This window comes from Halanaerobaculum tunisiense (genome assembly GCF_054657635.1).
Genome location: NZ_BAAHYI010000006.1, coordinates 39,660 through 59,454, shown reverse-complemented (window position 1 = coordinate 59,454; position 19,795 = coordinate 39,660). Strand labels below are relative to the sequence as shown.

Sequence of the window (19,795 nt, the reverse complement as noted above, 5' to 3'; positions counted from 1 at the left end):
CTCTGCCAACTATTGATATATTTTTAAAATTATAACCTCTTTCTAATATAATTTAGATAAAATTTACATAATCCCCTTTATTTAAGCAATATAAATAATTTGTAACATAAGACTTTTAGTCTGTGTATTATTTATCTAATTCTTTCTATAATATCTCTTCCGGAACGGGAAACTCGAGTTCATGAAACTGCCAGAGCATTCTTACCCAGTCCATGGAATCTACTACGTAATCACTGGTCCAGAAGTCATAATCATAATCTCTAGCAGTTATACGACAGTCTTCCGGTTCTACGGAAGCATTATGGTGAGCAAAAAAGTCGGCTAAAAACTGATCCATCCTGGGCCCAAACTGAATCGGCAAAATTAACCCCTCCGGCTGGCCATCTCTAACTAGCTCCTTGTAAACATTCTGCCACAGATAAAGTGTCCGCTTCCCTTCGCGTCTGACATTATTAACTACTTCTCCGGTTGCTCCTGTTTCCATACGCGAAGCATTAATAGCCGCTGGATGTCTAACTGTCACTACATAATAAGCTCGGTCACCAAAAATATGATCTATTAACTGCATGCATTTACTGAATCTGGTCTTTTTGACTACATATTCTTTATCCGGTGCTTCGCGGTTGATATAGACTAAAAACTGGACTAGCTGAAATAAGAGATAGTAGTAATTCTCCGGCTTGCGCCAGCCTATAGTATAAGACTCTTCAATATCAAAATCGGGCATATGCTCATGCAGAATGGACATATGCAAGTCATCATACGGCCAATCTAGAGCCCGACTCAATTCTTTTAACATAAAAGTACCACCGGTTCGAGCAGCTCCCAAGATAAAGTAAAATTCTTTATCCAGATATTGGTCAATTAGCTGCTGATTATCTTCTCTAAAGGCATTAAATAAAGTAAGACATTCGGCTAGAAAGTCATCTAACTTAGTTTGTAACTCTTGACTGCTGTCCAACAAACCTTCTAATTCAGCTACCTTTTGCCGCCGATAGTCAAAATACTTCTGTGATGATCCATCCCGGCCGGAAATTCCTCTTACATTCCAGGCTTCGGCTGGGTCATAGCCGGCAAGATACTCCACTATTCCATAATGAACTTCTAAGTTTAAATCAAGACTCTGGTCTGCTTCTAAAATATTTAATGAATTAGTCCGCACTTTAGATTCCTCCAAACTATAAAATAAAAATCGGGGAAATTCCCGATTAAAATAAGTTAATCTATAAGATTATATCTTTTCATCTAAGATCAGACCCACCATGTTTTTGATGCGCCCAATCATATCCAACATTTCTTCTGGTGGTATCTCCTTAAGCACCTCATTATTATCTGTTTTTACTAATTTTGTCATCATCCTGTTGCTATCTTCATGTAATTCAAACTGTAGGTCTTCATGAAAGGTTTGTACTGTTTCATTTAATTTCTCTAGGCCTTCTTTAACCTGCTCTTTAGTTAACTTCTTCTCTGATTTCTGTTCTTTAGCTTCTTCTTTTTTCTCAGCCTGTAGATTAATTCCTTCTTTCTTTGCAGTATTTTTAGTCTGCTTTACTTCAGACTCGACTTGATTAGTTGGCTGACTACCGTCAACCTCAGAAACTTTCATTTTACCCCCTCCTTCGCTCTCAGATACAATAATCTTCTACTGTAATTTTACTCTTTTTCATCAATAAACTTACCTTCATAGGAATTACCTTGACCATTATAAGCCTGATTAATATTCAGTCCAGTATTAACATCTCTTATCTGCTGCTGCATCTCCTGTTGTTTAGCAGTTATCTTATCTTGATTAAACTGTTCTAGCTTACTTATCTCCTGCATAACTTCATAAGCTTTATCAACTATTATTTTCAAGTTTTTTATCTTTGCTTTTGCTTTTAAATCAGATTTTTGAGCTAATTTTTCTTTACCCTGTTCTAGTTCAGTATCTAATCCTTTAACTTTATTTATTATTTCTTCTTTATCAGCAGTTAATTGGCTTAAGTCTTGCCATTCTTCATCTTCAATCACCTTCTGCTGTTTTTCGGTTAAGCTCAAAATCTGTCTATAATGCAGTAACTTCTTTTTATAATTGGTTATTAAATTTTCAATTAATCCATCTCCAGTTAAGTTAACCTTCAATACTGATTCCTCCAGCCGATCTAGAACTCTGATCAGTCTGCTTTGGAATAGATTGAGACTTATTTTCTGCTTTCTGCTGTTTAAACTTCTTCATAGCTTCCTTCCAAGTATCACGCAGTTCTTTGAACATATCGAGCACCTCATCCATCGGTTCTGCTTTTTTATTAACATTAGCTTCTATCAACCGCCGGTTCATATAATCATACAGCACCTCTAAATTCTCGGCTATTTCACCGCCAGCTTCCATATCTAAAGTAGTCATTAATTCCTGAACAATAGCCTGGGTTCGATTCAGGCGATTATTTACAGTTTCATAATCATTATCTTCTAACCCCAGTTTAGCCTGATTAATAAACTTAATTGCTCCTTTATATAACATCAACACTAAGTCCTCCTGAGCTGCTGTCTCAATTTGAGTATTCTTATACTTTTCATAGGGATTATTAGCCATAGTTAGCCTCCTTACTAAACTACATCATAGAACTTAACATATTACTTGCTCCACCCATACTACCCAGTTGACTCTGCATCCAACTCTGTTGGCTATTCATTTTTGAAATAGCTTTTTCCATAGCTGTAAACTGACTTTGTAATCTACTCTTTTCCTGTTCCAGACGGTCATTTGTAGATTCAATTCTATCATCAATATTCTCCATCATAGTATCATAAGAATCTACCTTTTCAGGAATTACTCCTGTATTAGTCTGAACTAACATATCCGCATAACTATCTAATTTAGTGGCTACTCCATCAAATGAAGCTCCATCATCAGTATCAGCTTTAAATAACTGCTTTACTTCTTCAGGCTTATCTGCTAATGCATCCGTAAACTTACCAGAATCAAAGCTCATTACTCCCTCGCGGTCAATATCAATTCCTACCATAGATAATTGATCATAACTACTATCAGTATCTACTCTATCAGTAACCATCTGTCTTAATCTAGACTGCAGCCGCATTAAAGTTCCGTCCCCCTGCAGAGCCCCGGCATCTTCAGTTTCTTGGTCGTAATTAAGCTTGCCACTAATAAAATCCTGAACACTATTATACTGATCAACAAATTTCTGAATAGCCGAAGTAGCCTTCTCTGTATCTTTACTAACATCAATAGTAGTCGTTCCTGTAGTCTCTAAGTTAAAGGTTACATTATCTACTACATCATCAATCCCCTGATTGCTAGAGCGAGTAACATCCAGACCATTAACACTAAATTGAGCATCCTGAGTAGATTGCAATTCACTAGCAGTATTAACATTGCCATTAATATCTAAATCAAAACCTAAATCATCTGTTCCACCATTATCTAAAATATTATCAGGATCTTGAAATGATATTGTATTATCAACTCCAGTGTCAGTACTTTCAATAATCAAAGTATTATCAACAATTGATGCTTTCGTTAATTTATTACCATTTCCATCATCATTTCCACTAGCATTATTAATTTTATCTCGAACATCATTTAAAGATTCAGTCCCATCTATAGAAACACTAAAACTTTCACTGATATTATCTAATTCAATAGTAAAACTACCACTAGAACCTCCATTTAACCCAAGATCACTAGTAGAATCAGTCTGTTGAGCAGAAGAAATCCGATGTTCTTTAGCTAGCTGACTAACATTTAAATCATAACTTCCCTGAGCAGCATCATTAGTAGCTGTTGCAATAGCTACGCCTTCACTAGAACTGGTTGTTTTGTTGGATTCAAAAGTAGAAGTTAATTTCAAATCAGTTAACTTATTTTCTAATTTATCTATCCGAGAGTTTACATCCCGCCAGGCACCTTTCTGCTGTTCTAAAGTACTCTTCTCCTGCTTTAAGTTCTTCAGTCTTGGACCGTATTGTGCATTTAATATCTGCTGAATAGTGTCTTTAGTCGGCATTCCGCTGGCTAAGCCGTCCATCTGTAATCCATCCACTATAATCTGTCACCTCCAATTAATGAAAAAAGACCAGCCGGAAGAACCGGCCGGCCTTGATTTCATTCTATCTAGTATCTAAATCTAAATCAGTTCCTTTTACTGACAACTGAAACTGATCCCTGATAACTAATTAATTATCCAAGTAACTGCATTACTCCCTGTGACTTCTGGTTAGCCTGAGCTAACATAGCAGTACCAGCCTGCTTTAAGATTCTATTCTTACTCATACTCATCATTTCTTTCGCCATGTCTACATCGCTAATTCGAGAGTTAGCAGAAGTTAAGTTTTGTTCTGCTGTACTTAAGTTATTGATAGTATGATCTAAACGATTCTGCTGAGCTCCTAACTTAGAACGCTCCTGTGATACTTTATTAAGAGCATTATCGACTGTTGAAATAGCATCATTAGCAGCGGATTGAGTCGATATGTCTACTCCTCCGTCCCCACTAACACTAATTGAATCTCCAGCTGCTAGCTCATTACCAGCATCTCCTTCTATCGTAAATACAGTTGAAGTAGAATCCTCATAAGCGGACCAAGTCTGAGTAGTGGATGTATCAGTAGTAGTTGCTACTACATCCCCCTCGTTATTTGTTAAGCCAAGCCCAGAACTTATTTCTCCATGTTCAGTTCCTACTACTGAATATTCACCAGATTTTAATTCAGTATCTTCAAAGCTAATACTAGTAGTCCCAGTTAAGGTTATATCATGAGAACTAGTAAGAGCAGTATCTGCTACATCAAGTTCAGCAGTGCCTGAAGTCATTGGATCATTCATATTTACTGCTACAGCATTACTTGAACTATCTTCAGCTGTTGTTGCATTGCTGATATCATCAACAGCACTGTCAAGCATAGTATAGTCTTTCCCATCACTACTTACAGCAACATGTTGACCTGAATCATTTTTCAAGGAATAGTTAGCTTCTATATCACCAGTATTAGTACTAGTAACAGTAGTTTTTTCATCAAGAGAAGTCACATCCAAATTATAGGTGGTGTTTTGTGAATAAAATGCATCACCAGTACCAGATAAAGTTTGGGTAGAAGTATTAGACACTTCATGGTCAATACCTTCAGCACTTGCAACACCAAGTGCATCTGCTCGCATATCATTAATTTTAGTAGTCATATTCTGTCCTTCATTAGCACCGATCTGGAACTTACCTTCAAAACCACCGTCCAATAAGTTCTGAGTGTTGAATTCAGTAGTTTCACCAATTCTAGTTAATTCCTGAGATAGCTGGTCAACCTCTTTTTGAATTTCTGCTCGGTCTTCATTAGTATTACTATCATTTGCTGACTGTACGGATAATTCACGCATTCTCTGTAAGATAGACTGGCTTTCGTTTAAAGCTCCCTCAGCAGTCTGCATCATAGAGATACCATCCTGAGCATTTCGTTGAGCCTGAGCTAAACCATTCATCTGCCCCTTCATCTTTTCACTGATAGCCAATCCAGCCGCATCATCAGCAGCACGATTAATCCGCTTACCTGATGATAATCTCTCTAAAGACTTATTCATGTTGTTTTCTGTATTCTTCAATTGATTATAAGAATTCAATGCAGCAGTATTCGTATTAATTCTCATTATTTATTCCTCCTTGAGTTTTGTTTTTCTTTCTTCAGCCTCCCTGCTGAAGAAAGTTGATAGTTGACAGTGTACAGTTTACAGTTAAATTCAAGCAATCAAATTCAAAAGCTTATAAACTATACACTGTGAGTGGTACTAACTTATAAGTTGACTGATTTAAGTTAGTAACCATTGCTACCCTAAATTATTTTAGAGCACCAACCGTTACTAATTTACAATTGACAATTGAGAATTGACAATTAAAATTCAAAATCATAAAACAAAATACATACAATCAATCAATAATTTAAAAAATTAATCTTTAGCTTTCTTTCAATACTCTTATCGGAAATAAATTTTATTTTTTAATACTGTTATAAGACTATTAAACTTTATTTAAGCCATTTAAAGAAGAATAACTCTCTTTTTCTAACTCATTTACCTTGATTTATATTTCTTAATTATTAATTATCAATTTTCAATTCTCAATTTATTACTCTTCGCTAGCTTGCTCTATTAATTTTTGTAAGCTATCCACTTTAACTACAGAGGCTGCTTGTTTGTTTTCCTCTTCTATCTGTTCATATATTTCCTTCCGATGAATTTCTATATCTTGGGGAGCATCTATCCCTAGGCGAACTTGTCCTCCGCCAGCCTCTACTACTGTGATTTCTATGTCATCGCCGATTATGATTTTTTCGTCTTCTTTGCGAGTCAATACTAGCATGTCGTCGTAAAACCTCCTATTAGTTGTCGGGAGTCGGTTGTCAGGAATCTGCATTTCCTGGTTCCTGGTTCCTGGTTCCTGGTTCCTGGTTCCTGGTTCCTGGTTCCTGGTTCCTGGTTCCTGGTTCCTGGTTCCTGGTTCCTGGTTCCTGGTTCCTGGTTCCTGGTTCCTGGTTCCTGGTTCCTGGTTCCTGGTTCCTGGTTCCTGGTTCCTGGTTCCTGATTCCTGGTTCCTACTTCCTACTTCCTGGTTCCTACTTCCTACTTCCTACTCAATAGCCTTCAACATTCCAGTTAACATTTTACTTATTGATTCTATTCTGGATTTAAAACTTAAATACTTATCATTAGTTATATATCCTAAGTCCTTTGCTAATAAAAGCTGATACTTTAATTCACCGATAGAACCTCTAGCTATTCCAATAAAACGTTTATAATCTGGATTCGTTCTTCTATGACTACCTTCCATCAAATTAGAATTAATAGAAGAAACTGCTCTTCTAATCTGTGAAACAAGACCAAATTTTTCTTCTTTGGGAAAGGAAGAAGTCACTTCATACAGATCAATCGTTAAATCGTGAGATTTTTTAAATACATCTAGATCTTCAACACATTTCATCAGTTATTCAACCCCTTAATAATCATTTTGGGGTATTATACCATTAAACAATTGAATATATACTTCATTTCAATTAATATATATTATTATCCTGTCTTCCGATTCCTAGTTCCAGACTCCTGATTCCTGACTCCCGATTCCTCATCACCAAACAACCTATACTTGATTGGATAATCTGTATCATTCAATATGATTTGCTTACCTAATCTTTCCTGTTCATTGATCACCAATGGTGCTTTAAGATTCATTGTCATCTGTTGTGGGTCGTCAGGAACAGTTATAGTATTGATTACCAGTACATCTTCAGGGGATTCTAATTTTAGTTCTTTTTTAGTTTTTTCTCCTAGATCAAACTCATAATCCTGGCAAAAAATCCAGGGCTGACTAACTAAAAAAGCTAAGTCCGGATTAACTACCGACTGTAGCCAAAAGAAATCTGTCTCAGCATCTTCTAATAAAATAAATTCCTGTTGTTCTCTAAAACCATATAAGCCTTGCGCAAAATTAATTATTTCTTCTTGTTCAATATCTATTTCTCCAAACCGAGTTGTTTCTAACTTCATACTATCAACTCCTTTTAGTTTTCAGGAATCTGTATTCAGTTGTCTGGAATCTGTTGTCTGTATGGGTTACCGATTCCCAGTTCCTGATTCCTAATTCCTAATTATCTTTTTACGTCCACTGCTCTAATCTCTAACTTAGGTTTTTGTTGCTGATAAGCCTTCACTCTTCCCCAATCTAAATCCACCTTAACTTGATCTGGCGTAGATTCTAGTTTAACCCCATCACTATCTTGAGGTTTAAATTTAATATTTTGATTGCCAGATTTAACATTAACCTCAGCGCCTCGTTTCCACTTTAAGCCTATCTTTTGTTTTTTTTCCTGTAAACTCTTTTTAGCTTGTTGGACTATAGGCTTGCCTTCTTTTTCAATAGCAGCTAATTGGTCTCCTTCTCGAGCTCTACGAGCAATTCCTTGTAGAGCAGTTCGGTTACCTTCTTGAGCTATCTCTTTACTATATAGCTTATGATCTTTATAATTCAAATCGGCTCGGGCCTTACTCAGATCAATCTCTACTTGAACAGGTTTAGAATTTATCTTTAGTTTACCTGGAATCTGCTCTAACTTAAACTGGCCAGACTTCTGGTTCACTTTTGCTTGCGGATCTTTAATTTGAAGACCAAGTTTAGCAAACTGTTGGTTAATTTTTAAAGGCAAGATTAACAACCTCCATATTAGTTATCTGGAATCTGGAATCTGTTTTCAGGGGTCTGTTATCTGGAATCTACATTTCCTGATTCCTAATTCCCGGTTTCTGACTACTGATTCTTAACTACTGACCACGCACACTATTTCAGAAAATCAGCTAAACTCGGTTGAATAATCCGGGAACCAGAAGATAAAGCCGCCTTATACACATTCTCACTAGTCTTTAAGTTCATAATTGTTTTAGCAATATCTACATCTTCATTTTCTGATCGTAACTTCTTAAATTTAATCTGATCTTCTTCTAGTCGACCTTTAGTCATCTCTAATCTCTTCTGTCGGGCCCCATTTTCTGCTCTCTTTTGTAATAAATTATCAATAGATTTATCTAATTTACCAAGTTGAGTATTAGATATTTCATCGGTATTACCATTTTTTAAATCCTGGGAGATATCCTTTAGTTTATCTAAAGCTCCCTTAAAGAATTGACCACTCATATTGATCTGCATCTCTACCCCAGCAGAGATTTCTCGTTTGATGGCCCCTTGATTACCCTGATAATCAGAATCAGCATCTTCATAAGGTTTAACCTTAGTCTTAGTTCCCCCAAATAAATAACGATCATTATGCTTAGTATTAGCTATCTCGGTTAAACTTTTTCTTAATTCATCTATCTCTTTTGCAGTTGCTTTCCTATCTGATTCACTAAGAGAATCATTAGCTCCTCGGACTGCTAATTCTCTAGATCTCTGGAGCACTTTACCAGCTTGATTAAAAGCTGAATCAGTTGCCTGCGACCAAGCTATTGCCTGATCAACATTCTTAACATATTGTTCATTATTTTCTATTGTATTATTTAAGTCCATACTCCGGGCTACACCAGTTGGATCCTGGGAGGGACGACTAAACTTTTTTCCTGTTGATAACTGACGATTAAACTTGTCCAATCGTTCCCGATTATTATTTAGATTCTGCATTAAATTACTAGTCATCATTCCATTAGTTACTCGCATTCTTAATCACCTCTTTTCCTTATCGTTTAACTCCATTAACCAATGTCTGTAACATCTGGTCCATAGTCGAGATCACTTTTGACGCAGCTGTATAAGAGTGTTGGTACTTAACCATCTTACTCATCTCTTCATCCAAGGAAACTCCTGCTACTTCCTGTTGCTGTTGATTTAGTTCCTTTACTAGTGTTTCTTGGTTGCTAACCATCCGATTAGATCGCTGGGTATCAACACCTAACTGTGAAATATTAGAATTATAATAGTCATCTAAAGTAGCAGTCCCAGAATTCATTATCTCTTGACTACTTAAATCATTTAACTCTAGAGCATTAGCTCCATCACCAGCATAATCATTGACAGTATCTCCATTACTATCAGCTGCTTGAGTAGCTGCCGCTATATTATTTAATCCAGTATCTCCTTTAATATCACTAGCTATATCAATATCTTGGGCTCCACTTCCTTGAAAGAAGTTATGTCCAGCACCAGTTCCTTGAATCCCTAATTCTTTTATCACATTTGCTTCTCCAGTACTAGTATCACTTGTATTAATTAAATTTATTGTATCACTATTAGTAGCTCCACTAATTTCTAATGTATCATTAGTTCCATCTGCATTACTATCTGTAGTAGTAGCATTAACATTAGCTACACCATTTATTTCACTAGCAATAGCACTGAGATTATCTCCACTACTAATTGTAATTGAGGAAGACGTTCCATTGACTACTACATCAAGGGTTCCTTCCTTCCCGTCTAGCGGATTAGTGGGCTTAGATTGAACTTCTGACTTCATTTTGTTCATTCCAGTATCACTCAAACCATATCCCTTTTGGTGTTGTTTATTGAATTCAGTAATCAAACTATTGGCCAAATTGTCTAATTGTTTCCTATATTTATTAATATCTCCATCTCTAGATTCTAACAAACCTTTAATTTCACCATCTTTAAAATTAACGTCATTGCCAGTTTCCCACTTTATCTGGTTCATATCATTAGAATCCTTTTTAGTCTCTAATTTAGTAACTTGTGTATTGGAGACTAGTTTAGTACCCCCAATACCAACTCTCAGTGCTCCTCTACTGTCTTCTTCAACCTGTATATTAGTTACTTTAGATAAATCACTAACCAATTTATTCCGCTTATCCCGCAAGTCATTGGCATCTTGGCCAGTACTCTCGGCCTTAACAATTTGCCCATTCAAGTCGGCAATCCGGTCAGCATAAGAATTGACTTCTTCTACTTTAGTATTAATCCGCTCATTTAAAGAAGCCTGATAATCATTTAATTGAGTATTCAAATGATTGAAAGTATCTGTTACTGCTAGAGCCCGTTGTCTAACAGTAGATCGAACTGCTTTACTGGCTGGTTTATTATTTAACTCTTGCATGGAATTCCAGAAATCACTCATTGACTTACGCAATCCTTTATCTGACGGTTCATTAAAGATTAACTCTATTTCTTTTAGTGCTTCACTCTTCATCTCCCATCTACCTTGAGTACTAGATTCTTTTCTGATCTGACCATCAATAAATTTATCTCTAACCCGTTTGATTTGGCTAGTCTTGACCCCAGTTCCTATTTGTCCAGCTTCCACCCCTGCTGCATTGCGAGGGTGCGTAGCTGATTGAACTACTTCCTGTCGACTATAGCCTTCTGTATTAGCATTAGATATATTATGCCCGGTTACTTCTAATGACTTCTTTTGAGCTTGCAAAGCCCGTTTTCCGATTTCTATCCCACCAAAGGTTGACATCTTATTCACCCCAAACTATTTTAGTTTACAGTTTACAATTTATAGTGTACAGTTAAGTTCAAATATAAGTTATAAAATCAAACTTTCATTAATTGATAATTGACAATTTAGAATTTACAATTAAAATCAAATAATAAACAATAGTGAATTTAAAAATTGTCCGTTCTTTATTATTTGTTATTTATTAATTATTCTTTACTAACTGTCAATTATCAATTATCAATTTTCAATTGCTTGTCTATGCTTTATGATTAATCATTGAACTTCCACTTTGCTCTTGGTTTACTGTTCCTTGTTTACCATAGGTACTACCTTGTTGATTAGCACCTAAAATATTTAAGCTGATGTTGGTCAACTGTAAGGCATCATCCAATAATTTTCCATTTAACTGGTTAATATCCTGTAGTTTTCTCGTCAACTGTAATAAGTTATCCTGTAGTTGCTCTAATCTATCACTAGTTGGTTGGTCAGCCTCTGCTATTAGCTGGGAGAGATCTTTTTCTCCTACTAATTGCTGGCGTGTATTCTCTAACTTTTGGATTGTCTCTAGTTGTTCTTCCTCCTGCTGGACAATCTCTTCTAACTTGTCTACTTCCTGGTCCATAATTAACTCTTGCTTTTGCTCAGCCAAATCATATACCTTCTGGTATAATTCATATTCAGCTGCTAATACATCAGCTAACTTAGCCAGATTATCTGTCATCTAGATCCTCCTCTAGGCACGTTTGTCTACTACTTGGTTTAAGATGTCCTTAGCTACTTCTTCCCCGCTGACATTATAAGTTCCTTCTTTAACTTGTTGTTTTATCTGATCCACTTTCTCCTGTCTGATCTGCGGACTATAATCAATCTGTTCCTTAATATTTTGTAACTGCTGAGCTTCGTCAGATAATGACACTTGATCCTTCTGTTTATTTTTATTAGTTTCTTTGCTTTTATTTTCTTGCCGTTGGTTATAGTGCTTAGCTATCTTAGATAGTCTGCTACCATTAATCTTCATCTTTCCATCACCTACCCTTTTTTAAGTTACCGGATTTCATCACTTCTATTTCCATTATCGAAGGTAAGTAGTTATTCATTAAATCGGTTTAACAATAATAAATAGGGTTTAAAGTAGATTAAAACCTCTAACCTCAGTCATTCTACCTTAAACCCTTAGATTCAGATTATTATTTTTTAATCATCTCTAGTAAACATCAGATCTTTATTAGACTTACCTTGTTTCTTTTTTGATGAACTACTAAATCCGGATTGTAATTCTCGGCTACAATCATCACAGAAACGGCCTTGACTGATTTCTTGGCCACATCTTTCGCAAGATACCTTTAAATTCACACCATCTAGTTGCACAAAGCGTCCTTCTTTAACAAACTTAGTAATTAGTTCTTCAGAGACTCCAATTTCCGCACTGATTTCATCAATTTTAGCCCCCGGGTGATCCCATAAATAATCCTTGACTGTTTTATACTTTTCTTCTTCTTGCTTACATTGGGGACAGATCTTAGCTCCACCTACCGGTGAAAATATCTGCTTACACCTTTTGCACTTTTTTATGCCCATATTATTCTCCCTTCTTTTATTAGTCATCAGCTGTCTGCTATCAGCTATCAGCTAATTCAAAACCTTTAAATTCAGCATCTAATCCTTTAAGATTACTATGTTTTCAGAGGTTGAAATAGGTTTATAGTTTTGAATTGAAGAAGCTGATAGCTGGTATAAAATTTCGACAAACTAAGCTTGATTCCTTCTAATTTTGTTACTTCTTCCCGTTGCTAAAGTCATTACCTGTACCTTATCTGCCTCCGCCTTTAGTAAAATTCGACTAGCTTCATTAACTGTAGCACCAGTAGTCAAGATATCATCGACTAGTAATATCTGTTTGTCTGTTACTAAATAAGGTTGAGCAATACTAAATTTCCCCTTAACATTCTGTAGTCTTTCTTGCCGCGATAATTTACTTTGTTTTACTGTATCTTGCTGTCTAACTAACAGTGAATTAACAGCTAAATCCAAGTTCTGCCCTAACTCCCGGGCCAACAGGTAAGCCTGATTAAAACCACGCTCCTTCAGCCTCTCTTGGTGAACGGGAATATATGTAATCAGGTCCACTTCAGAAGGCTGATAAAACCGTCTGGTATAAATAGCTAACAGCCCTCCCAAAGGCCGGGCCAACTCCCGACACTTATCATACTTAAATTCTTTAATATACTCTTCCAGCCCTGCATCATAGACTCCTACCGCTCGGGCCTTGCTAAATAACCGCTTCTGCTCTTGACAATCAAGACATAACTCTTCTTCGGGCCTAGTCAACTTCCCACACTGAGGGCAGAACTCCTCTTTGATAAACTCTATCTGCGAGATACAACTAGTACATAAATCAATCTCTTCCGGCTGAAATCCTTGGCCACAGCTGGGACACTTAGGAAATTCAGGATACAATAAACCAGCTAATCCTGCTAGTAATCGAGCAAGAATCAAACTCACTCCTTTCAACCAATAATAATTTACAGTTTACAATTAACAATTGACAGTTAAGTTCAAGACCATTCTTATGTTTTGGATTTTAAACTGTAAATTGTAAACTGTACACTATACACTATCCTTGAGATACCCTTTCTCCCTAGCTTCTTGATTCAACTGACAGATCATCTCTCGGGCCAACTCCATCTCCTCTGATATTTCCTGGCCAATGAACCAGACTTGACCTTCAGGATGCTCTAGTGACCGACCAGAGCGACCGGCCATCTGGATTAAGCTAGCCTCACTAAAGACAAAATCCCAGTCCGCAAAGAGGACTAGCACATTAGCCTTGTCTACTGTTACTCCCCGCTCCATAATTGTAGTCGAGACAAGAATCGGATACTCCCCAGCTAAGAAGTCTTCTCTTTTTTCCTCCCGCAAGGGATCTTCCGAGTGACTACCCTGGACCCAGCTATTACCTGCAATCTCGGGGAAAGAATCTCTTAAACTAGCTGTTACTAACTTAACTAATTGTTTACTAGGCACAAAGACAAATACCTGGGCCAACTCTCCTTCTACCGACAATTTCAACTTATCTCTCACCACCGGTGGTAACTCAACTAGGTTAGCTTCCTTATTGTAGACTAGATCTGCTGTAATCAATTCTGGTTCCGGCAAGGGATGTCCATGATAGCGAGCGGCTAATTTGATTAATTTACTATTCTTATCTCTTTGGATCTTAGTTAACTGCTCTTGACTCGGAGTTGCTGTCATAGAGACTAATTTCCCTTCTGGCTTAATAGCTTGGCTGACTGCTCGCTGTAACATAGCACTACCAGAATAAGGAAAAGCATCTATCTCATCTAAGATCACTAAATCAAAGGCCTGATGATATCTTAATAATTGATGAGTAGTAGCTAGCACTAAATCAGCCTGCTGATAACGATCATTAGTCCCCCCATATAAAGCCTTGATCTTTACTTGGGGAAAGGAATCCAGTAACCTCTCTTTTAACTCAACTACTACATCCTTCCGTGGAATAGCAAATAAAACCTGACGCCCCTGGCTTAATGCTTCAGCCAAGAGATCAAAAGTCACTTCTGTCTTACCAGCACCACAAACAGCCCAGACAAAGGCTTGATCATACTGCTGATACCACAGATCAACTAATTCTTGGGCTATATCCTGTTGTAAAGTCGTCAATTCAAACTCTAGATTAGGTTGGATAGGCTTAAATTGTAAACTAGTTGTCTCGTTAGGAATTAAATATAGAGGCCGACAAGTTCTAGCCTCACCTAGTAACAGACACTGAGAACAATAATAATCCTGCTGGTAACAATAGTTACATTCTATCTCCACTAACTCTTGACTACCACACCGTTGGCAACTTAACTGCCCAGCCTGATAGCTAACACTTGGCACCACCTCTAGTTTAGCTGCTACTTTAAGATAGACTAAGCTACTAGCTAACTTAGAAACAGCTACTTGATTCTCTCTCAATAATTGCCTAAGCTCACTATAATATAGTTTCCGCCCCTGGAGTAACTGGTAAACAGTCTGGGCTTGTTCTCTAGAGGGCAACTGAGTAGTAGTGATTTCAGCTGGGGCTATTTCTGTCTGCTGCACCTCTAGCTTTAACTCTAAATCTTTTCTTATCTGCTTTAGCTTTTTTACTTTCTCCTCTAGCACCAACTGGAAATCAGCCACTTGCCAAAAAAAATTAAACAAGCTCCCTAAATCTCGCTGATAAGCTTGTCCGGCTCGCTCTGCTTGATCACTAATCTGGCGATAGAGATAATCAGCTACGCCCCAGGGTAACCGTTCAGTTAGAAAATAAAGCTGAACTGTCTTTTCCTCTATAACTTCCTCAACCAGATAAAACTTAGCTTCTATAAGGGGCTTAGTTGATAAACCAACTAAATATTCTTTATCATCTGCTAACAGATAAATCAGAGGTTGTTTCACACTTGACCTCCTTACTGAGTTTACCTGCTATCATAACATTTATTTATTATTATGTCAAAAAAATACATAAAAGCTATCTGCTGTGTGGCGTCAGCTGTCTGCTATCTGTCGTCTGCTAATTCAAAATCGAACCTTTTCCGAACTATATAGTAAAATTGAATGAGGTAATAGTTAGATACTGGTAAATAGTTTATTTAGCCTATAATTATCTAGAAATTCTAAAGGTATTAACTCCAGATATAGATAGTTGCATAGAAAAAATTATAATTAATGGTTTTCTTAGCCTTAATCTCAAGCTTAACCTTATCCTTAACCTTATCCTTGTCCTTGAACCTAACTGTAAACTGTAAACTGTAAACTACAAAAGAGCCGCCCTCGCAGGCGACTCCAACTTATGTACTATTTAATTGTTAACTTTCCTACCTCTGACTTTAACTTATCTCGTAATTCATTTATTTTCTGTCTAGCCCGCTGTAAGGCATTATCTACTGTCTTGACGCTACCTTTTATCTCAACAGCAATCTCCTTATAAGACTTACCTTGGATGTAACGATCAAAGACACTCCATTCTAGCTCTGTCAACTCATCCTTAAGTTGTCCAGTTACTTCCCCAACCAATTCACGGTTGACATAATCTTTTTCGGGATCATTCTGTTGATCAGGTAGAATATCCAATAAAGTACGTCCTCTACCGCCATCATCCTTAGAGTAATTCAACTTCTTATTAATTGAAGTAGAATTATTCAACGGCATATGTTTTTGGCGGTTAGCAGTCTTAATAGCTGATATAAGTTGTCTACTAACACATAGATGGGCAAACCCTCTAAATGATGCTTCGCGTTTGATCTTATAGTCTCTAATTGCCTTATACAATCCTACTAGTCCTTCCTGAATTACATCATCATTGTCAAGCCCCTTAATATAAAACAGCTTTGACTTAGAATAAACAATATCAATGTTATTATCGATCAAATACTCTTCTGCTTCCCGATCCCCATTTTGGGCCAACCATACTACATCGTTCTCTGGCATTTCCTCATAATTATTACCATTGCTGTCACATCTAGGGGTTTGGTTAAAATTGCCAGTCATTATTATATCCCCACCTTATATATATTTTTTGGATTATCTAATTGCCATCTGAATCTCCATTATAATAATCAATTTTAATTGTACCATAATTTCCCCAAACAATCAAAGCTATCTCCAAATTCCTTGTAATGTTCTGATTGCCTTAACTAGGGCATGTTCAGTAACTGTAATTGCTTCCTCAGGACATAGCTCCTGACAACAAAGACACTTAATACAATCTTCTTCCTTAATCTTCACCTGGGATCCATCTTCTACAATCACCTCTTGGGGACAACTCTGGAGACATAACTGACAACCAACACAGTCCTCCTGGTTGACTTCAGGGCGAGAAAGTAAAGAGTTAAAGACCGAACCAACTAACCACTCGGGCAAGATGCTCAATAAGGCATTAGAAGGTAGATTGAAATCTCTATTCGGAGCAGCAAAATCACCTACTACTTCTATCTGCTCTAGCTGATTAGTGCCTAACTTTTGTTCACTGGCAATTCTAGTAATCGGTACCTGATCTGATTTGTAACCAAGATAAGAGGCTGCTAGTGTATCTAAGGCAACTAAATCAGTGCTGGCTAAAATACTACCTATCCTACACTTAACTCCTGTTGTTCCTGGCCCATTGCCTTCTAGCCCAATCACGCCATCCATAATAGCTAAATCAGGCTGGATCAAGGAGTATAAATCGACTATTAAGCTAGCAAAGTCTTGGGGAGTAGGATATAACTTATGATATTCTGCCTTCTTCATTCCCGGAATACAACCATAGAGATTCTTAATTGCTCCGGTAAATAAAGTCAGACTATGGGTCTTTAGTTTCGGCAAAGAAATAACTACATCAGCTGCTAATAGAACTTGTGGTAGCGGAATTTCCTCACCTTGCGGGGCAGTAACTACTTCAGTAGCCACCCGATCAAAGTTGACTACTTCCACTCCTAACTCTTGACAGACCTGCTGGGTACCTGTCTCCACAAAAGACTTTTTAGTTAAAGATTGATTAACCATCATCCCCCCGGAACTTTCCCCGACTATAACTTGTCCACCCGCCTTATGAACTTGGTGGATAACTGCCCGAACCACCAATGGATGAGTAGTTATCCCTAGTTCAGGATCATGCGGACTCAAGAGATTAGGTTTTACTAAGACTTGATCACCAGCAGTAACATACTCTTCTATCCCTCCGATTAAATCGAGGGCTTCTTTAACTTGCTTAGTTACTAATTCTTGTTGATACTTACTACAGGATACAGAACTTACTTTCAATTTAACACTCCCCTCTAGACAAACTTAGCTAGTAATACCTCTAAGTCACCACCTAACACAGTATAAATAGTAACTACTAAGATTACTACTAAAGCTACCAATAAATCAATCTCTAGTGAACCAAATTTTTTTTGCTCCATATTTACCCCTCCGCTGCATAGTATATTATACCATAAGTCCTTTGTGATTTTCAGGGGTTAGATGGGGAAAAGGTGTGTGCTGTGTGTCGTGTGCCGTCTGCTTTCTGCTGTCTGTCGTGTGCTTTCTGCTGTGTGTCGTCTGCTGATAGCAGATGACTGATAACAGATAGCTAACTGCAGATGACTGATAGCTAACAACACACAAAAAAACAAACCCCGCCCAAGAGAAGGCGAGGTTAGCTCTTATTTACTATTTACGTAAAATCTCTTGAGCTTCTTGATCAAGAGCTTCAGTTAAGTACGGCAGATCTATTTCTTCAGCTGTTTCTCGATTAGCAGCCATTAGATCAGATCGATCTAAGGCATCTAAATTAAACTTACGAGCTCCGGCCATAAACTGTTGGAGACCAGCCTTTAGCTTATCAGCTAAAGTATACAGTGCTACTGCTCCATAAGGAATATTCTCCATTTCTTCCTCACCTACTATCTGAGCTACATCCTCCCAGCCAGCAAAGATGCTGTCGGGAGTCTCGCCTACTTCTTTAACTGTGGCAGGTAACTGCTCCCAATGACCATTAAGTTCTTCTTTTCGGTCAGGATCAAAGACTCCTTCAATATTAGCTCCTACAAAACCAGCTATCATTGGGGCCCGGCCCATACAGACTAACTTAACATAAGGAGAACCTAAGGCTAGGGCCTTAAAGATATGATCCTCACGGGCCAACCCACCGGCTAAAGATAAGTCAGGCACATCATAACCTTCTTCGTCAAGAATCTCGGCGTACTCAATTGCTTTATCATGCAACAGTACAGAAGGGATCCCCCAGTGCTCCATCATATTCCACGGGCTCATCCCAGTACCGCCCCCAGCTCCATCAATTGTAATCAGATCTACACCAGCTTCGGCACCATACTTGAGAGCCATTGCTAAACCGCGCATACCATAAGCACCAGTCTTGAGGGAAATTCTTTTATAACCTAAACTTCTTAAGTAGTCTACTTTCTCCAAGAAGTCTTCCCGCAAAACTTCTGGATCTTCAGCATCTGTACCACCTAATCTACTGTGGCGGGCAAAGCTATCTATAGCTCCTGCTTTAAAGGACTGGATATTTTCTTCCTTGTAGGGATCAGGATCAACTACATAACCTCTATCAGCTAAGAATTGAGCGTATTCTAAACTCTCAACCTGGATTTCACCACCAATGTCTTTAGCTCCTTGACCCCATTTAAGTTCAATAATTACATCATCACCATAGTTCTCTATTACATACTCAGCTACACCATTGCGTGTATCTTCTACATTTAACTGAACAAAGATACCACCATGTTCCCCAGCATATTTCTGATAAGTTTCAATCCGACTATCTAATTCTGGCGCCTCTACTACTTTTCCATTCTTTAATTTAGCATTTTTATCGACCCCTACTACATTCTCGCCAATCACAATTGGAAAACCAGCTAAAGCAGCACCAATAGCAAAAGAATCCCAGTACTTTTCAGCAATAAAAGTAGAACCTAAAGCACCAGTCATCAACGGAATCTTACATTTAGTTTTAATATCATTTCCAAATTCAGTCTCGACATCTACATTAGGAAAAATACAATCATCAGCACTATTGCTGACACCTTCAGGTAAGCCTTTTGCTCCATGAGTATAGCCTTGAATTCGAATCGAATGATAACCTACTCCTTGGGGAGCAAGATTACTACTACCAGATGTTATCTCCCCAAAGTCACGTGGATAAAGTAACTTCCGCCCCTTGAGTGAAGATAACCAAGTTTCACACTTCCCTTTACAATCTGACTGACAGAGAGTACATAACCCCGACTCACAGGGATCACCACGATTAACAGTGCCTAAAGCATCATTTGTCTTTTGCCAATTCATATCTTCTCTCCTCCTCTACTTATTTAAAGAAAATTTAAAAGATTATTTTTCTAGCTAC

21 protein-coding genes are annotated in these 19,795 nt (G+C 37.5%); all 21 read right to left on the bottom strand.

All coding sequences use genetic code 11. The annotated features are described in order from the left end of the window. Positions 1-145: 145 nt before the first annotated feature. On the bottom strand, positions 146-1,162 hold the full coding sequence (locus ACYQ3D_RS06920) for a hypothetical protein (RefSeq protein WP_459837354.1): 1,017 nt from the start codon (positions 1,160-1,162) through the stop codon (positions 146-148). A gap of 69 nt (positions 1,163-1,231) precedes the next feature. Then, positions 1,232-1,606 carry a flagellar protein FlaG gene (locus ACYQ3D_RS06915; RefSeq protein ID WP_459837352.1) on the bottom strand — a complete coding sequence of 125 codons (375 nt, stop codon included), beginning with the start codon at positions 1,604-1,606 and terminating at the stop codon, positions 1,232-1,234. A gap of 47 nt (positions 1,607-1,653) precedes the next feature. Next, positions 1,654-2,121, bottom strand: coding sequence for a flagellar export chaperone FlgN (gene flgN / locus ACYQ3D_RS06910; protein ID WP_459837351.1), 468 nt, complete (start codon positions 2,119-2,121; stop codon positions 1,654-1,656). Continuing rightward, the gene (fliS, locus tag ACYQ3D_RS06905) at positions 2,111-2,572 is read right to left on the bottom strand and encodes a flagellar export chaperone FliS (protein ID WP_459837349.1); all 462 of its coding nucleotides are present in this window, start codon (positions 2,570-2,572) and stop codon (positions 2,111-2,113) included. The genes flgN and fliS overlap by 11 nt, the downstream gene beginning before the upstream one ends. Before the next feature lie 19 nt (positions 2,573-2,591). After that, entirely contained in the window at positions 2,592-4,043 is a 1,452-nt protein-coding gene (fliD, locus tag ACYQ3D_RS06900; protein ID WP_459837348.1) for a flagellar filament capping protein FliD, read from the bottom strand. Between the two features lie 137 nt (positions 4,044-4,180). Beyond that, positions 4,181-5,638 (bottom strand): flagellin N-terminal helical domain-containing protein, encoded by a 1,458-nt coding sequence (locus ACYQ3D_RS06895; protein ID WP_459837346.1) that lies wholly within the window; start codon positions 5,636-5,638, stop codon positions 4,181-4,183. Between the two features lie 475 nt (positions 5,639-6,113). Next, positions 6,114-6,347 carry a carbon storage regulator CsrA gene (gene csrA, locus ACYQ3D_RS06890; protein WP_459837344.1) on the bottom strand — a complete coding sequence of 78 codons (234 nt, stop codon included), beginning with the start codon at positions 6,345-6,347 and terminating at the stop codon, positions 6,114-6,116. 267 nt (positions 6,348-6,614) lie between these two features. Then, entirely contained in the window at positions 6,615-6,965 is a 351-nt protein-coding gene (locus ACYQ3D_RS06885) for a four helix bundle protein (protein WP_459837342.1), read from the bottom strand. An 86-nt stretch (positions 6,966-7,051) separates the two neighbouring features. Beyond that, the gene (fliW, locus tag ACYQ3D_RS06880; protein WP_459837341.1) at positions 7,052-7,528 is read right to left on the bottom strand and encodes a flagellar assembly protein FliW; all 477 of its coding nucleotides are present in this window, start codon (positions 7,526-7,528) and stop codon (positions 7,052-7,054) included. A gap of 101 nt (positions 7,529-7,629) precedes the next feature. Continuing rightward, the gene (locus ACYQ3D_RS06875; protein WP_459837339.1) at positions 7,630-8,184 is read right to left on the bottom strand and encodes a DUF6470 family protein; all 555 of its coding nucleotides are present in this window, start codon (positions 8,182-8,184) and stop codon (positions 7,630-7,632) included. Positions 8,185-8,315: 131 nt separating this feature from the next. After that, positions 8,316-9,185, bottom strand: a complete 870-nt coding sequence (gene flgL / locus ACYQ3D_RS06870; protein ID WP_459837337.1) for a flagellar hook-associated protein FlgL — start codon at positions 9,183-9,185, stop codon at positions 8,316-8,318. Between the two features lie 19 nt (positions 9,186-9,204). Beyond that, positions 9,205-10,938, bottom strand: a complete 1,734-nt coding sequence (gene flgK / locus ACYQ3D_RS06865) for a flagellar hook-associated protein FlgK (protein ID WP_459837335.1) — start codon at positions 10,936-10,938, stop codon at positions 9,205-9,207. 238 nt (positions 10,939-11,176) lie between these two features. Then, positions 11,177-11,641, bottom strand: a complete 465-nt coding sequence (locus ACYQ3D_RS06860) for a flagellar protein FlgN (protein WP_459837334.1) — start codon at positions 11,639-11,641, stop codon at positions 11,177-11,179. Positions 11,642-11,653: 12 nt separating this feature from the next. Beyond that, positions 11,654-11,938 (bottom strand): flagellar biosynthesis anti-sigma factor FlgM, encoded by a 285-nt coding sequence (flgM, locus tag ACYQ3D_RS06855; protein ID WP_459837332.1) that lies wholly within the window; start codon positions 11,936-11,938, stop codon positions 11,654-11,656. A gap of 176 nt (positions 11,939-12,114) precedes the next feature. Further along, on the bottom strand, positions 12,115-12,498 hold the full coding sequence (locus ACYQ3D_RS06850) for a flagellar protein (protein WP_459837331.1): 384 nt from the start codon (positions 12,496-12,498) through the stop codon (positions 12,115-12,117). A gap of 171 nt (positions 12,499-12,669) precedes the next feature. Further along, positions 12,670-13,422, bottom strand: coding sequence for a ComFC family protein (locus ACYQ3D_RS06845; protein WP_459837329.1), 753 nt, complete (start codon positions 13,420-13,422; stop codon positions 12,670-12,672). Between the two features lie 105 nt (positions 13,423-13,527). After that, positions 13,528-15,363 (bottom strand): ATP-dependent helicase ComFA, encoded by a 1,836-nt coding sequence (locus tag ACYQ3D_RS06840; RefSeq protein ID WP_459837328.1) that lies wholly within the window; start codon positions 15,361-15,363, stop codon positions 13,528-13,530. Positions 15,364-15,762: 399 nt separating this feature from the next. Next, entirely contained in the window at positions 15,763-16,455 is a 693-nt protein-coding gene (gene sigH / locus ACYQ3D_RS06835; RefSeq protein WP_459837327.1) for an RNA polymerase sporulation sigma factor SigH, read from the bottom strand. Positions 16,456-16,563: 108 nt separating this feature from the next. Continuing rightward, complete coding sequence (locus tag ACYQ3D_RS06830; RefSeq protein ID WP_459837325.1) at positions 16,564-17,709, bottom strand: DUF362 domain-containing protein; 1,146 nt, start codon at positions 17,707-17,709, stop codon at positions 16,564-16,566. Positions 17,710-17,723: 14 nt separating this feature from the next. Beyond that, positions 17,724-17,849 carry a hypothetical protein gene (locus tag ACYQ3D_RS06825; protein ID WP_459837324.1) on the bottom strand — a complete coding sequence of 42 codons (126 nt, stop codon included), beginning with the start codon at positions 17,847-17,849 and terminating at the stop codon, positions 17,724-17,726. A gap of 250 nt (positions 17,850-18,099) precedes the next feature. Then, entirely contained in the window at positions 18,100-19,737 is a 1,638-nt protein-coding gene (locus ACYQ3D_RS06820) for an FMN-binding glutamate synthase family protein (protein WP_459837323.1), read from the bottom strand. Positions 19,738-19,795 lie beyond the last annotated feature (58 nt).